This is a genomic window from Streptomyces aureus (assembly GCF_001418135.1).
Taxonomy (GTDB): Bacteria; Actinomycetota; Actinomycetes; order Streptomycetales; family Streptomycetaceae; genus Streptomyces; species Streptomyces aureus_A.
Genome location: NZ_LIPQ01000025.1, coordinates 1 through 13,370, shown reverse-complemented (window position 1 = coordinate 13,370; position 13,370 = coordinate 1). Strand labels below are relative to the sequence as shown.

Below are 13,370 nucleotides of genomic sequence, written 5' to 3'. Positions count from 1 at the left end.
GGCGATGGGGTGCGGGCGTCGTCATCTGGTCCCTCCAGGGCGGGAGTCGGGGCAACGCGTTCCCCGGCCGGCGGGCAGCGCGGAGACACCCTCGGCGCGGAGCCGGGGCGAGTGGCGTGGACGGTCGGAAGGGTGGACGTCGGGGTGCGGAGCGGACGCACTGCGGCGCGGGGTGCGGGGGACGGGCCACGCCGTTCAAAAGAATTGGTTTAGACCATGCTCGTTGTCAAGTGGCGTCTCAATATGCCGAGTTGCATATGACAGCCTATTGGCTTTGGTCTAGACAACATGCCCGAGCCTGACCTAGTGTCCCCCTGCGCAGTCCGGTCCCACAGGGATGTCAGCCGGCTTCATCGCTGCTGCGCTTCGCGATCGACGGCGATCGCATCCAGGGGCGTTCACCTGCATCTCGGTTCGCCCACGCCCAGAGGGAGCGGTTTCCATGAGCACACCCAGCGCCACGGCCCTGCCCGGCGGCGGCCTGAAGAGCCCGGGTGCGGGCCTGATCACGCTGGACCCGGTCCGGACCGCGCTCCTGCGAGGTCTCGACGAACTGCTCACCGGACTCGCCGAACGACTCTCGGCACCGGAGGTCGTCGGCCCGCCGCTGCTGTCGGTGGAGGGTCTGGCGCGCCTCGACTTCTTCCGCAACTTCCCCCATCTCGGCGTCTCCGCGGGACGCTTCGCCCCGGACGCGCTCGACGGACTCGCGGCCGGCGAGACGCCGGGGGAGCTGCCCCTGCGGCCGACCGGCCATCTGCTGCCGTCCGCGACCTGCTACGGACTGCTGCTCTCCCTGGAGGGCCGGGACGTCGGCGAGGAAGGCCTCCGCCTCTCCGCCGCGGGCCGCTGCTTCCGCAACGAGACCCACTACGACGGACTGCGCCGCCTGTGGGGCTTCCACATGCGCGAGGTCCTGTACCTCGGCACCAAGCAGGGATCCGTCGAACACCTGGAACGGGGTGCCGAGTTCATCCTCGAAGCGGCCGGGCTCCTCGGCCTGGAGCTGAACAGGGCCGTGGCCGACGACCCCTTCTACGACAAGGGCGGATCCCGGGCCAGGCTGATGGCGCTCGACCCGGTCAAGCACGAGTTCTGCGCCCCCGACGGCACGGCCATCGCCTCCGTGAACCGGCACCGCAACTTCTTCGGCGAACGGCTGGGCATCCGCGCGGGCTCGGCGGGGCCGGCGTACAGCGCCTGCGTGGCCTTCGGCGTCGAGCGCTGGATCCACGCGATGATCCTCGCCCACGACACCCCCGAGCAGGCCCTGGACCGGCTCCGCGACGCCCGCGTCCGAAACGAGGCGGCGTCCCGGTCCCCGCATCCCTTTCCCCTTTCCCCACGACAGCTGTGAGCAAGGAGCGACCTCTCCCCATGGAACGCATCGCCGAGTGGCTTCACGAGAAGAACCCCGGCCTCGACGGCCCGATCGCCCACGACGAGGACCTCATCGAGGCGCGTCTCATCGACTCGATGGACTTCCTGGAGTTCATCGACCTCCTTGAGGAGCTCTCCGGGAGCACCATCGACCTCCAGGAAGTCACCATCGACGACTTCCGGACCCTCGGCCGCGTCCAGGAACGTTTCCTGAGCGCCGCCGCCGGCTGAGCGTCCGCAGGTGACGGGCGGTCAGGAGCCGGACCGGGCCGCGGCGCTGGCCGTCGTGGCGACGACCCGGGAGGTGCTGGCCCACCCCGATCTGGACGAGGGCCTGCTGGCCCCGTGGGAACGGCGTCGTCTCACGGGGATACGGCTGCCGAGCCGCCGGGACGACGTACTGGCGGCGCGCCTCCTCGTGCGGCTGTGCGTCGCCCGCGTCACCGGTCTTCCGCCGGACACGCCTGCCCTCGCCCAGCTGTGCCCCGCGTGCGGCGGGCAGGGCCACGGTCGCCCGTACCTGCGCGGGCGCCCCGGGACGGGCGTCAGCCTCAGTCACGCCGACGGTCTCGTCGCGGCCGCCGTGGGGCCGGGCGCGATCGGCGTCGACGTGGAGCCCTCGACGCGCCGCCCCGGCCCCGTACACGTCCTCCGCCGTCTCCTCCCCGAAGCGGACCTCGCGGAGGCCGCGGCCCGACCGGATTCCGGCCCGGCGCTGCTGCGCCTGTGGGTCCGGGCGGAAGCCCGGATGAAGGCCGGCCCCACCGGTCGGGCCGACCAGGACGACATGCGGCTCCACGAGTGGACGGACCGGCCCCGCGCGGCCGTCGCCGCTGTGGCCTGCACGACGCGGATCACGATCGCCTCCGCATGACGAACGTCGTCCCGAGCCGGGTCCGGCACGGCGGCTCGCCCCGACCGGGTCCGGCCCGGCGACGTTCTGAGCTCAGGCGGTCGCCCAGCGTCGCACGCCCTCGCCGTCGCGGGTGAGCCAGGTGCCGTCGCCGAGCGGCACGGCGGTGACCCCCTGCGGCCGTGGGTAGCCGAGTTCGGCCAGAGGCCTGAGGGTGCGGGCGTCGAGCAGGAGGTGGACCCCCTCCTCCGCCCACTGTTCCTCGGCCGCCACCACGAGAATCCGCTCGTCGTCGACGAAGCCCGGGGTGTAGCCGACGAAGCCCCAGTCCTCGGAGAGAACCTCGCCGGCCTCGACGACGACGTCGTCGGCGCCGTCCTGGGTGCGGCAGAGATAGCCTCCGCCGACGTCCTGGCTGATCAGCACCCCGTCGGCGCCGAGGCCGACGTGGGGCTCCTCGGCGCTGCCCGCCGCCCGGACGTCGAGACCGGCGGCGGTGCGGGTGACCAGGAGGCAGTGCGTGCCGTCCTGGCCCATGGAGGCGGTGAGAAACACTTCGGGGCGCGCGTCCGGGAAGTGCTCGAAGGCGTACGTCGCCGAGAAGGACGCCAGGACGTGCTCGGCGAGCACCTCACCGGTGGTCAGGTCGAGGGCCCGGCAGATGTCACCCGCGTACGTTCCGCCGGGTCCGAAGGGCCCGGCCATGGCCGCCAGAAGGACCCGGCCGGCCGGGTCGGGCGCGCACGCGCCGGAGGCCCCGGGCGAGTGCCGCCACTCCTCGTGGTGGTGCGCCCAGCGGACGGTCCCGTCCGACTCGTACACGGTGACGGCCCGCCGGCCGCTGACCGCCAGGGCGCCGCCGGGCAGGGGTGAGCAGTAGGTGCCGGAGGCGTCGTCCGGTGCCGGGAGCCGCCAGGTGGCGCGGTCGGCGAGCACCCGGGACGGGTCGGCGTCGACCCTGCCGACGGTGATCGTGCCCTCGTGCCGGGTCACGAGCCAGGAGGCGCCGTCGCGCAGGAGCAGGCCGTCCATGGTCCCCAGCCCCTCGGTGATGCCGGGCAGGGGCTCGTGGGCGAGCGGCCGTACGGGTACGCGGGGGTGGTTCATCCACGGGCTCCTCGCGCCGACCGTCCGTACGACATGCGCCCATTGTGTGGCCGCCGCACCGCCGATCGGCGGAGTTCCCGGCGCCCGGCCTGTGATCCTGACGACAGGAGGTCGTCGTGGGTGGTAGGTCGGTGGGATGCAGCCAGGCACATCACCGACGGTCACGGTCAGCCCCTTCCTGCGTACGGCCGCCGCGTACGCGTGGCGGCTGCTCGTCGTCGGCGTGCTCGTCTACAGCCTGTTCGCGGTGCTCGGACGGTTCCACGAGATCGGCGTGGCCCTGTTCCTCGGGCTCGTGATCACCGCGCTGCTCCGTCCCCTCGCCGACGTGGTCGCCCGCGGGCTGCCCAGGCCGTTCGCCGTGGCGCTCACCCTCCTCGGCAGCATCGCGCTCGTCCTGGGCGTGCTCGCCCTGGTCGGGGAGGCGGTCGCGGGGGAACGGACCACCCTCGTGCGCGAGTTCCGGGTGGGGGTCGGCCGGATCGAGGACTGGCTGGAGCGGCCTCCGTTCCGGCTGAACCCGGGGGCGTTGAGCGACCTCCAGGCCAAGATCGGGGAGTACCTCTCCAGCCATCGCTCGACCCTGGTCAGTGAGGCGGTGAGCGGCGCCCACCATGTGGTGGCCGTGCTGACGACGCTGGCCCTCGCCGTGTTCTCCGCGGTGTTCTTCATCCACTCGGGCGACCGCCAGTGGGCCTGGTTCCGGAAGCAGCTGCCCGGGTCGGTCCGCGAGCGGGTGGCGGTCGGCGGGCGCGCCGCCTGGCGGACCTTCACCGGCTACACCCACGGGATCGTCCTCGTGGCGGCGGTGAACGCGGTGCTCGTCGGGATCGCCCTGTGGCTCCTCGGCGTCCCGCTCGCGGTGCCCCTGGCCCTCCTGGAGTTCGTCGCTGCGTTCGTGCCACTGATCGGTTCGCCCATCGCCCTGGCGGTCGCCGCCGTCGTGGCGCTGGCCTCGCAAGGCCCTCTGGTCGCCGCGGTCGTGATCGGACTGATCGTGGTGATCGGTCAGATCGAGGGCCACCTCCTGCATCCGCTCGTCATGAGCTGGGCCGTACGGCTCCATCCGCTGGTGGTCGCGATCTCGGTCATCGCCGGTTCGATCGCCGCGGGCATCGTGGGTGCCGTGGTGGCCGTGCCTCTGGTCTCGGTGGTCTGGTCGGTGCACACGGCGCTACGGGACGCCCGCGCGGCGACGGCGGAGACCGGGGCGGCGACGGCGGAGGGCGGCGCGCCGACGACGGGGGACTGACGCACGCCGGGGCCCGTGGAAGCCTGCGCGGAACGCCTCGGTCATCGACGCGTCCGGCTGCGCGAACTGACGGGCCGCCAGTACCCGGTGCGCCGTGAGTGTCCGAAAGTGCATGCCTGATAATCGATCATGCGGCAGCGGGGGGTGACGCACGGCTGTGTGGCTACCGGCATGGGGTCGGACCGCTGCCGCGTCGAGGCTTGGGGGGCCGCATGGGATCGCTGGTTGCGTCAGAGGCTGTAGGGGCACGTGAGGACAGGTTCGCCTGGTTCTGCCAGACCGTGTCCACCGAGGTCATGCCCGTCATGCTCAGAACCCGGCACGCGGCCGAGTTCCGGGCGAGCGTCACGGACCTGAACCTCGGTACGGTGCGGCTGTCCGCCCTGGCCTGCTCTCCGGTGGTCTCGCGCCGCACCCCGGTTCATGTGCGGCGCGGCGATCCCGAGCACCTTCAACTGGCCCTGGTCACCCAAGGTGCGGTCAGGATCTCCCAGCGGGGCAACGACTCGGTGGTGGCGGGGGGACTCGTCCTCACGGACAGCTCACGGCCGAGCGAGGGGGCGTGCCTCGGTGAGCAGAGCGAGTCGGTGGTCCTGCAGATTCCCCGGCAGGCCCTGCCGATACGCGCGGACCGGGTGGACCGGCTCCTGGCGCGGGACCTGCCTGCGGATGTGGGGTCCGGGGCGATCGTCGCCGACTTCCTGAGGACGCTGCTCAGACGTGGCCCGCTCTGCCGCCCGGAGGAACTGCGCGGGCTCGGGACCGTCGCCCTCGACCTGGCCGCCGTGTTTCTCGCGCAGCAGCTCGGTGACCCCCGTGAGGCGCCCGCCGAGGCCCGCGCGCGGGAGACGGTGCGGCGGATCGACCGCTTCATCGAGAACAATCTCGGCGACCCCGGTCTGACGCCCCGGATGATCGCCGAGCGGCACAACATGTCCCTGCGGGGGCTCTACACCCTCCTCGGCGACCAGCCCCTGACCATCTCGGCACGGATCCGACAGAGCCGACTGGAGCGCGCCCACGCCGACCTCGCGTGCGAGGCCATGAGAGGGCAGTCCGTTCAGGTGATCGCGGCGCGCTGGGGCTTCTCCAGCGCCACCGGTTTCAGCCGGGCGTTCCGCGAGGCCTACGGGATCACCCCGACCGAGCATCGTGCGTCGTCCCAGGTCACCCCGCGGCACGGATAGCACAGGAACCCTGCACGTCACGCACACCATCGCGAGCCGCTCGGGCCTAAGTTCACCGCTGGAGACACCATCCCAGCGTGAACGGAGTCACGGGACATGAACGTACGCACCAAGGTCGCCACCGTCGCGGGGGCCGCCGCCCTGGCCTTCGCCGGAGTGGTGGGCTCCGCCGGGCAGTCGTTCGCCGCGTCGAACGGACAGCAGATCCACTTCCACGACAGCAGCGGCCTCGTCTACTCCATCCGCGTCCAGGGCTACAACCAGAACGGCGCCCCGGCGTCGGGCTGCTTCAGCACTCCGGGCAAGGACACCTGGGTCGGGGGATGGTGGTGGAAGGGCGAGGTCAATGTCACCTTCTACAAGGGCAGTTCCTGCTCGTTCGCCACGTACTTCGGTGAGACGAACGCGTGGGTGCCCACCTCGCAGAGCGGTGACTGGACGACCGTCTCCTCCTGACCCCGGGAGGTCTTCAGGCCATGGCGCCGGCTTTCGTCCCGGCCGTGGCCGTAGGACCTCTCACCAGCGCCACTTCTTCAGACGATCAAAAGAATGAGATGGATATGTCAAGCCGTATGGCCAAGTTCGTCCGCCGCGCCGTGGGGACGGTCGCCGCCGGAGTGTTGGTGTCCCTGAGCCTTCCCGCGTCGCCCGCGTCCGCGGCCATCGGGACCGAATGGCAGAGGCTCACCAACTTCAACAGCTCCAAGTGCCTTGAGGTCGGCGGCTGGAGCACGGCGAACGGTGCCGGGACCGGGCAGTGGGGCTGCCACCTGGGGAACAACCAGCTGTGGTGGTTCGGTGGTGCGTCGAAGCAGGTGTTCAACGCCAACAGCGGCAAGTGTCTCGAGGTCGCGGACTGGAGCCGCGCCAACGGCGCCGCCGTCAGGCAGTGGGACTGCCACGGCGGGGCGAACCAGCAGTGGGAGTGGGGCGGCACGACGGTCGACGGGTTCGACGTGGTCGTCCTGTGGAACGTGAACAGCGGCAAGTGCCTCGAGATCGCGGACTGGAGCCGCGCCGACGGTGCCCAGGCCCGCCAGTGGGACTGCCACTACGGGGACAACCAGCTGTGGTACGCCGCCGACGTGACGTGAAGTGAAGTGGAGTGAAGTGACACGGGAGCGGACCGGTGGGAGCACCCCGGCCCCGTGACGCGGGGCCGGCTCGAACGTCCCGCGCCCCAGGGGCCCGCGTCCCGGATGTGGCCCGGGGTCTTGCGCGGGACTCCCGGTCTCTCTACTCTCCCGGCCAATGGTTAGGAATATTTCCTAACCATTGGCCATGGAGGGAAAGGGAGTTGTCATGCGTCGACGAAGCGTCTCGCTTCTCGGGCTCGCGGGTCTGCTGGCGTTGCCCCTGACGGTGCTGCCGCAGGCACAGGCCGCCGACAGTCTGGTGTCCACCGGAAAGGCGGTGACGGCCTCGTCCGTCGAGACCTCGGCCTTCGGGCCCGGCCTCGCGGTGGACGGCAGCGCGGCCACTCGCTGGGCGAGCCTCGAAGGGGTCGATCCGCAGTGGATCCGCATCGACCTCGGGGCGAATCACACGATCTCCCGCGTCAAGCTGAACTGGGAGGACGCGTACGGCAAGACGTACAGGATCCAGACCTCGGCCGACGGCTCGACGTGGTCCGACGTCTACTCCACCACGGCCGGTGACGGCGCGACCGACGACCTGACGGTCTCCGGCAGCGGCCGTTACGTCCGCATGTACGGGACCGGCCGCGGCACCGCGTACGGCTACTCCCTCTGGGAGTTCGAGGTGTACGGCGCGCCCACCGGCACCGGCGGAGGCGGCGGCACGGCCGTCCCCTTCGGCAGCCACCTCAAGCCCTACGCCGCCGGCATGCTGAAGCCCTCCGGCTCCCAGGCCACCCTCGACCAGAAGGTCGTCGAGTACTACAACAAGTGGAAGTCCGCCTTCGTCCGGCAGAACTGCGGCAACGGCTGGTACCAGATCATCTCGCCCGACGCCGACCACCCGTACGTCGCCGAGGCGCAGGGCTACGGCATGGTCGTCGCCGCGACCATGGCCGGCGCCGACCCCGACGCGAAGAAGATCTTCGACGGCCTCGTCAAGTGGAAGATCGACCACCCGTCCGCCATCAACCCGAACCTGCTCGCCGCCGAACAGGACGTCAACTGCCGCAGCGTCAACGGCGGTGACGGCGCCACCGACGGCGACATGGACGTGGCCTACGGCCTGCTCCTCGCCGACAAGCAGTGGGGCAGCGCGGGCACGTACAACTACAAGGACCTCGCGCTCAAGCACATCGCCGCGATCAAGAAGGACGAGCTCAACCCGACGACCAAGCTCCTGAAGCTCGGCGACTGGAGCAGCTCCGGCGACCAGTACTACTACATATCCCGTACCTCCGACTGGATGGTCGACCACTTCCGCGCCTTCCGTACGGCCTCCGGCGACACGACCTGGGACGCCGTGCGCACCGCGCACCAGACCCAGATCTCCCGTCTCCAGTCGACCTACGCCTCCGGCACCGGACTCCTCCCCGACTTCGTCGTCGACACCAACACCACGCCCAAGCCCGCTCCGGGCCAGGTCCTCGAGGACCCCAACGACGGCGCGTACTGGTGGAACGCCTGCCGCACCCCGTGGCGCATCGCGGACGACGCGGTGACCAGCGGCGACGCCACGTCGCTCGCGGCCGCGCGGAAGATCAACAGCTGGATCAAGACGAAGACCGGCGGCGACCCGAACAAGATCGCCATCGGCTACAAGCTCAACGGCACCCAGATCTCGGCGGGCAGCGAGGCCGCCTTCTTCGCCCCGTTCGCGGTGGCGGCGATGACGGACTCCGGCAGCCAGGCCTGGCTGGACGCCCTGTGGAACAAGATGCTGGCCACCCCGGTCGACACCAGCAGCTACTTCTCCGCGAGCATCCAGCTCCAGGTCATGATCACGGCCTCAGGCAACCACTGGGTCCCGTAGCGGTACGGACAGCGCCGTGAGGCAGTCCGTCAGGGCCGCCGTGGTGGCGCCGAGCGGGAACCGCGCGGCGAGCTGCCCGTCGGGGCGCACGACGAAGCCGGTGGCGCCGTCGGGGAGGTAGATCCGCGCGAACTCCCCGGCGGCGTCCCGGTACGCCGGAGCGCCGAGGGCGGGGGCGGTGTCCGGATCGGCTTCCCGGGGGAGCAGGGCGACGACGTCGAGCGGCAGCCGTTCGCCGGCGGCCGCCCTCGCCGCCGCCACCGCCCGCGCGAGCCCGGTGACATCGGCCCCGTACAGCACGGCCGCGTGTCCCGGGCGGTCGCGCAGGACATCGAGCAGCCGCAGCGGGTGGACGGCGATCGGTGTGCTCAGACCACCGCAGTCCGGAGCCAGATCGCCGGGCTGCGGCGCGTCGACCGGCCCGTACGGGGCGCCGGCGAGCGGGCCGTCGCGGTAGCCGACCAGCAGTTGGGCCTCGCGCAGCAGCACGGTCGTGAGGTCGTCCCGGTCGTTCTCGATGCCCCGGGTGGCGTGCCGCACGGTACGGCCGACGACCTCCTCGCCCACCGGGCGGCGCTCGGCGTCGTAGCTGCCGAGCAGCGCGGGTCCGGCCACGCCCTTCACCACGAGGGCGAGCTTCCAGGCCAGATTGGCGGCGTCCTGGATGCCGGTGTTCATGCCCTGGGCGCCCGTGGGCGGGTGGATGTGGGCGGCGTCGCCCGCGACGAAGACCCGCCCCTCGCCGTAGCGGCCGACGATGCGGTGGCTGATGCGGAAGACCGACGACCAGCGCAGCTCGGAGAGCCGGGCCGGGCCCGGGGCCAGCCGGTCGACGACGTCCTGGAGGCGGGACAGCTCGGGGCCGTGACCGCCCTGGAGGCCGTGGGCGAGACCGTCCGGCGGGGCGGTGGTCCGGGACGGTTGCGCCGCGTCGTCCGCTTCGGCCGGCTCGGGCGGCACCTTCATCGACATCCGGTAGCGGCCGGCGCCGGGCAGCGGGATGCAGACGAGGACGTCGTCGAGGGATCCGTCGGCGGCCCGGTGCTCACAGCGGAGCGCGTACCCCTGGGGCAGGTCCCAGTCGGACTCGGCCACCACGTCGCCGAGCATGTACGCCTCCGGGAACGCGTCGCCCTCGTACGACAGACCCAGTGTCTTGCGTACGACGCTGTGGGCCCCGTCGCAGCCGATGAGATAGGGGACCCGCAGCTCCTCGGTGAACCCCGACGCGCCGCGCAGCAGCGCGGTCACCCCGTGCGCGTCCTGGACGAACGAGACGAGTTCCGTCCCGCGCTCGATGTGCGTCCCCAGGCCGGCGACGTACTCCTCCAGGAGCCGCTCGGTCTCGTACTGCGGCAGCGCGGCGAAGCCGTACGGCACGTCCGGTGGCAGCTCCAGCGCGATCCGTGCCGCCTCCGCGCCGTTGACGTACGTCAGTTGGCCGCGCATCGGGACGGCGGCCTCCAGGACGGCGCGGATCAGACCCATCCGGTCCCACAGCTCCAGGGTGCGCGGCTGGATCCCGACGGCCTTGGCGTACGGGAGTCTGGCCGGCAACCGGTCGACGAGCCGGCAGCGCACCCCGTGCCTGCGGAGCTCGGCGGCGGCGCTCAGGCCGACGGGACCCGCGCCCACGATCAGTACGTCGGTGGTGGTGCCGGTGTGCGCCACGGGTGCCCTCCAGTGCCGGCCGGCCTCTCGCCAGGTCCCGTTGTCCATGGTCACCCGCGGCCGCCCGTTCGGCGAGCCGTGCGGTCCGGACCGCGTGCGCGCGTGGGGCGTCTGTACCGGCCGGTGGGTCCGCGGAACCCGCGCCGCGCCCGAAGCCGGGGCGGTGAGGGGTGCACGGGGTCGCATGACTCGAACCGGCGTACGGAACCGGTGGGCGGCGTCCGGCGTCCCTCCCGGGCATGAGCGAGAACCCCGCCCTTGATCCGGACGGCGTCGGCGAGATCACCGAAGGCGGCGAGGCCACCGAAGGCGGAGGCGGCGAGGCCACCGAAGGCACCGAGGTCACCGTTGGCAGCGCTGGACCCGAGGTCACCGATGGCAGCCATGCCGCCGATGGCAACGATGAAAGAAGCGACGCCTCCGACGACGACGGACGGGCCCAGGGCGCCGTCGGCTGTCTGCTCGCCGTCGCCGGGGTCACCGTCGCCGGGGTCTTCGCCCTGCCCCGAGCCTCGTACAGCATCGACGGCGGGTTCGAGGCGCACGCCCGGGACTGGAGCGTCATCCTCGTCGAGCTGCCGCTGATCCTCCTCGCCGGACTCCTCGTCCCGCCCATGACCTGGGCGGCGGCGACGCGGTGGCTCCGCCCGTGGGCGGCGTTCCTCGTCTGCGCCGCCGTCGTCGCGCTCGGCCTCTGGGGCGTCGCGGCGGTGTGGCATCCCCGCCAGGGGCCCGATCCGGGGTACGGGCCCGGCATGTGACCGCCCTGGGAGCAGCGATAGCGTGCCGGGCGGGAATCCCCTCAGGGCGCAGGAAAGAGCGAGGACCTCATGGCACAGGAACAGATCAGTCAGTCCGTCGTCTCCCACCCGGTGGGCCACGTCGTCGGGGGGCGAGAGGAGGTGCGCGACGACGAGTGGGGCGACGTCGAGTCGGTCATCCGGCTGGACGCGGAGGCCTTCGGCCCCGAGGCGCTCGCCGGCCTGGACGCGTTCTCGCACCTGGAGGTCGTCTACCACTTCGACCGCGTACGACCGGACGCAGTCGAGACCGGTGCCCGTCACCCGCGCGGCAACACGGAGTGGCCGCTGGTCGGGATCTTCGCCCAGCGCGGCAAGAACCGCCCCAACCGGCTCGGTCTCTCCCGCTGCGTGCTGGTCCGCACGGACGGCCTGGACGTCCACGTGCGCGGCCTCGACGCGGTCGACGGAACGCCGGTCCTGGACATCAAGCCGTACATGGCCGAGTTCGCCCCGCAGGGCCCGACCACCCAGCCGGCCTGGGCGGACGAGATCATGCGGCACTACTACTGAGCCGGCGGACGCGCGGGCCTCCACGGCCGCGCCGTTCCGGTCGGCGAGGACGAGACCTCCGGCGTACCCGCTCCGGGGGCGGGGGCGAAGCACCGGCCGGGCCGGGGCCCGCACCTTGCGGCGGGCCTCAGCCCTCCACGATGCCCCGGACCACGCCCAGATCCAGGAGGTCGCGTGGGCGCAGGCGGAGTTGGTCCGCCGTGGCGGCGGATTCCTCCGGCGGCCGCTTGAGGATCGACGCGGCCGCCTCCGGGGCGATCACCGAGAAGTAGCTGTCGGGGGTGGCCCAGAGGTTGCCGGGGGCCGCGAGGGCGAGGGCACCGCCCGAGCCGCCCTCGCCGATGAGGAGCGAGGTGACAGGGACGCGCGCGGTGGCGACGGCGGCGAACAGGTCGGCGATCGCCGGGCCCGCGCCGGCGTGTTCCGCCGCCGGGTCGTTGGCCGCGCCCGGCGTGTCGACGAGGGTGAGGACCGGGATCCCCAGCCGGTCGGCGAGCCGCACGAGCCGGGTGGCCGTACGGAAACCGGCCGGGCGGGTCGCGGTCCCGCACTGCGCCGCGTACGCCACCGTACGGCCGTCGGGGAGCCGCCCGAAGCCGCACCGCATCCCCGGGTCGACACCTCCGGCGCGGTCGCCCGAGATCTCCTCAAGGACGGAGAAGTGCGCGTCGAGGTACGCGGCAGCCCGGGGGCGCTCGGCGTGCCGGGCCCGGGCCACCGCCTCCCGGCCGTCGGCGGCGGGCGGCGTGTCCGGGTCGCCGAGCGCGCGCGGCGGCGCCACCGGCCCTTCGGCGGGGCGCGTGAGCAGGGAGAGCCACCGCCCGAGGGTGTCACGGAGCGCGTCGGGCGCCACGATCGCGTCGATGTGGCCGTGTGCGAGCTGCGCCTCCGCGGTGTACGCGGCGGGGTCCGCGTCCGGCGGGCGGACCCGGGAACCGGCGAAGCCGACCTGGGCGCCGGGCAGCGCGAGCACCACATCCGATCCGGCGCCGAGCGTGGCCCAGCCGCCGCCCGTCGTCGGGTCACGCAGGACGGCGACCTGCGGCAGCCCGGCGGCGCGGGTGAGGGCCGACTCGCCCGCCAGGAGCTGGAGTTGGAGCAGCGCCCGCATGCCCTCGTGCATCCGGCTGCCGCCGGTCGCCGGCAGCACGACCACCGGCAGCCGTCGCGCGCGGGCCCGCGCGTGGGCCGCGGCGACGCGCGCACCCGTCCGCTCCCCGAGGGAGCCGCCGAGGAACCCGAACTCGAAGGAGATCAGGACCGCCCGCACCCCGCCGATCCCACCCGTGCCGCAGACCACCGACTCGGTCTCGCCGGTACGGGCGGAGGCGCGCGCGTGCGCGGCCGAGTAGCCGGGCCATCCCAGCGGTCCGTCGTCCGCCAAGGGCCCCTCGTCGAAGGGGAACTCGGTGAAGTCGTCGCCGGCGACGACGGCACGCGGGGCGATCGCCCTCGTCGCCGGCGACGACTTCACCGAGTTCCCCTTCGACGAGGGGCCCTTGGCGGACGACGGACCGCTGGGATGGCCCGGCTACTCGGCCGCGCACGCGCGCGCCTCCGCCCGTACCGGCGAGACCGAGTCGGTGGTCTGCGGCACGGGTGGGATCGGCGGGGTGCGGGCGGTCCTGATCTCCTTCGAGTTCGGGTTCCTCGGCGGC

Annotated in this window: 13 protein-coding genes and 1 pseudogene; 11 read left to right on the top strand and 3 right to left on the bottom strand. The window is 72.6% G+C overall.

Annotation, left to right across the window (positions count from 1 at the left end; all coding sequences use genetic code 11):
- Positions 1-442 precede the first annotated feature (442 nt).
- The 3 genes from AOK00_RS02990 to AOK00_RS02980 are packed head-to-tail and all read left to right on the top strand — an operon-like array spanning position 443 to position 2,254.
- Complete coding sequence (locus tag AOK00_RS02990; protein ID WP_055598761.1) at positions 443-1,357, top strand: hypothetical protein; 915 nt, start codon at positions 443-445, stop codon at positions 1,355-1,357.
- Between the two features lie 20 nt (positions 1,358-1,377).
- Complete coding sequence (locus AOK00_RS02985; RefSeq protein ID WP_055598760.1) at positions 1,378-1,611, top strand: hypothetical protein; 234 nt, start codon at positions 1,378-1,380, stop codon at positions 1,609-1,611.
- 10 nt (positions 1,612-1,621) lie between these two features.
- Positions 1,622-2,254: a 4'-phosphopantetheinyl transferase family protein gene (locus AOK00_RS02980; protein ID WP_055598759.1), complete on the top strand. Its 633-nt coding sequence runs from the start codon at positions 1,622-1,624 to the stop codon at positions 2,252-2,254.
- A 72-nt stretch (positions 2,255-2,326) separates the two neighbouring features.
- Here AOK00_RS02980 and AOK00_RS02975 read toward each other — a convergent pair whose 3' ends face one another.
- Entirely contained in the window at positions 2,327-3,340 is a 1,014-nt protein-coding gene (locus AOK00_RS02975) for a hypothetical protein (protein WP_055598758.1), read from the bottom strand.
- A gap of 136 nt (positions 3,341-3,476) precedes the next feature.
- Between AOK00_RS02975 and AOK00_RS02970 the strand changes: the two genes are divergently transcribed.
- The 5 genes from AOK00_RS02970 to AOK00_RS02950 all read left to right on the top strand — a co-directional run bounded on the left by AOK00_RS02970 (position 3,477) and on the right by AOK00_RS02950 (position 8,728).
- The gene (locus AOK00_RS02970; protein WP_055598757.1) at positions 3,477-4,592 is read left to right on the top strand and encodes an AI-2E family transporter; all 1,116 of its coding nucleotides are present in this window, start codon (positions 3,477-3,479) and stop codon (positions 4,590-4,592) included.
- 212 nt (positions 4,593-4,804) lie between these two features.
- Positions 4,805-5,779, top strand: a complete 975-nt coding sequence (locus AOK00_RS02965; RefSeq protein WP_079041814.1) for a helix-turn-helix domain-containing protein — start codon at positions 4,805-4,807, stop codon at positions 5,777-5,779.
- 96 nt (positions 5,780-5,875) lie between these two features.
- Positions 5,876-6,235, top strand: coding sequence for a hypothetical protein (locus AOK00_RS02960; protein WP_055598756.1), 360 nt, complete (start codon positions 5,876-5,878; stop codon positions 6,233-6,235).
- A gap of 104 nt (positions 6,236-6,339) precedes the next feature.
- Complete coding sequence (locus tag AOK00_RS02955) at positions 6,340-6,873, top strand: RICIN domain-containing protein (RefSeq protein ID WP_159041679.1); 534 nt, start codon at positions 6,340-6,342, stop codon at positions 6,871-6,873.
- A gap of 208 nt (positions 6,874-7,081) precedes the next feature.
- Positions 7,082-8,728, top strand: coding sequence for a glycosyl hydrolase family 8 (locus tag AOK00_RS02950; protein WP_055598754.1), 1,647 nt, complete (start codon positions 7,082-7,084; stop codon positions 8,726-8,728).
- Here the strand turns inward: AOK00_RS02950 and AOK00_RS02945 are convergent.
- Positions 8,705-10,399 (bottom strand): FAD-dependent monooxygenase, encoded by a 1,695-nt coding sequence (locus tag AOK00_RS02945; protein ID WP_055598753.1) that lies wholly within the window; start codon positions 10,397-10,399, stop codon positions 8,705-8,707. The two genes, AOK00_RS02950 and AOK00_RS02945, sit on opposite strands and share 24 nt — an antisense overlap.
- Positions 10,400-10,638: 239 nt before the next feature.
- Between AOK00_RS02945 and AOK00_RS39940 the strand changes: the two genes are divergently transcribed.
- Positions 10,639-11,160: a hypothetical protein gene (locus AOK00_RS39940; protein ID WP_254047217.1), complete on the top strand. Its 522-nt coding sequence runs from the start codon at positions 10,639-10,641 to the stop codon at positions 11,158-11,160.
- A 69-nt stretch (positions 11,161-11,229) separates the two neighbouring features.
- Positions 11,230-11,712, top strand: a complete 483-nt coding sequence (locus tag AOK00_RS02935) for an SAM-dependent methyltransferase (protein WP_055598752.1) — start codon at positions 11,230-11,232, stop codon at positions 11,710-11,712.
- A gap of 127 nt (positions 11,713-11,839) precedes the next feature.
- Here the strand turns inward: AOK00_RS02935 and AOK00_RS02930 are convergent, their stop codons facing one another.
- Complete coding sequence (locus AOK00_RS02930) at positions 11,840-13,186, bottom strand: carboxyl transferase domain-containing protein (RefSeq protein WP_079041812.1); 1,347 nt, start codon at positions 13,184-13,186, stop codon at positions 11,840-11,842.
- On the opposite strand from AOK00_RS02930, the pseudogene AOK00_RS02925 reads away from it, so the two are divergent.
- Positions 13,122-13,370, top strand: a pseudogene (locus AOK00_RS02925) (carboxyl transferase domain-containing protein); the annotation flags it as partial. The gene AOK00_RS02930 and the pseudogene AOK00_RS02925 overlap by 65 nt on opposite strands.

What these genes read in the sequence shown, in the direction of transcription:
- AOK00_RS39940 (WP_254047217.1), top strand. Translation starts at nt 10,639, where the DNA reads ATGAGCGAGAACCCCGCCCTTGATCCGGACGGCGTCGGCGAGATCACC.
- AOK00_RS02970 (WP_055598757.1), top strand. Translation starts at nt 3,477, where the DNA reads ATGCAGCCAGGCACATCACCGACGGTCACGGTCAGCCCCTTCCTGCGT.
- AOK00_RS02985 (WP_055598760.1), top strand. Translation starts at nt 1,378, where the DNA reads ATGGAACGCATCGCCGAGTGGCTTCACGAGAAGAACCCCGGCCTCGAC.
- AOK00_RS02990 (WP_055598761.1), top strand. Translation starts at nt 443, where the DNA reads ATGAGCACACCCAGCGCCACGGCCCTGCCCGGCGGCGGCCTGAAGAGC.
- AOK00_RS02955 (WP_159041679.1), top strand. Translation starts at nt 6,340, where the DNA reads ATGTCAAGCCGTATGGCCAAGTTCGTCCGCCGCGCCGTGGGGACGGTC.
- AOK00_RS02935 (WP_055598752.1), top strand. Translation starts at nt 11,230, where the DNA reads ATGGCACAGGAACAGATCAGTCAGTCCGTCGTCTCCCACCCGGTGGGC.
- AOK00_RS02960 (WP_055598756.1), top strand. Translation starts at nt 5,876, where the DNA reads ATGAACGTACGCACCAAGGTCGCCACCGTCGCGGGGGCCGCCGCCCTG.
- AOK00_RS02965 (WP_079041814.1), top strand. Translation starts at nt 4,805, where the DNA reads ATGGGATCGCTGGTTGCGTCAGAGGCTGTAGGGGCACGTGAGGACAGG.
- AOK00_RS02950 (WP_055598754.1), top strand. Translation starts at nt 7,082, where the DNA reads ATGCGTCGACGAAGCGTCTCGCTTCTCGGGCTCGCGGGTCTGCTGGCG.
- AOK00_RS02975 (WP_055598758.1), bottom strand. Translation starts at nt 3,340, where the DNA reads ATGAACCACCCCCGCGTACCCGTACGGCCGCTCGCCCACGAGCCCCTG.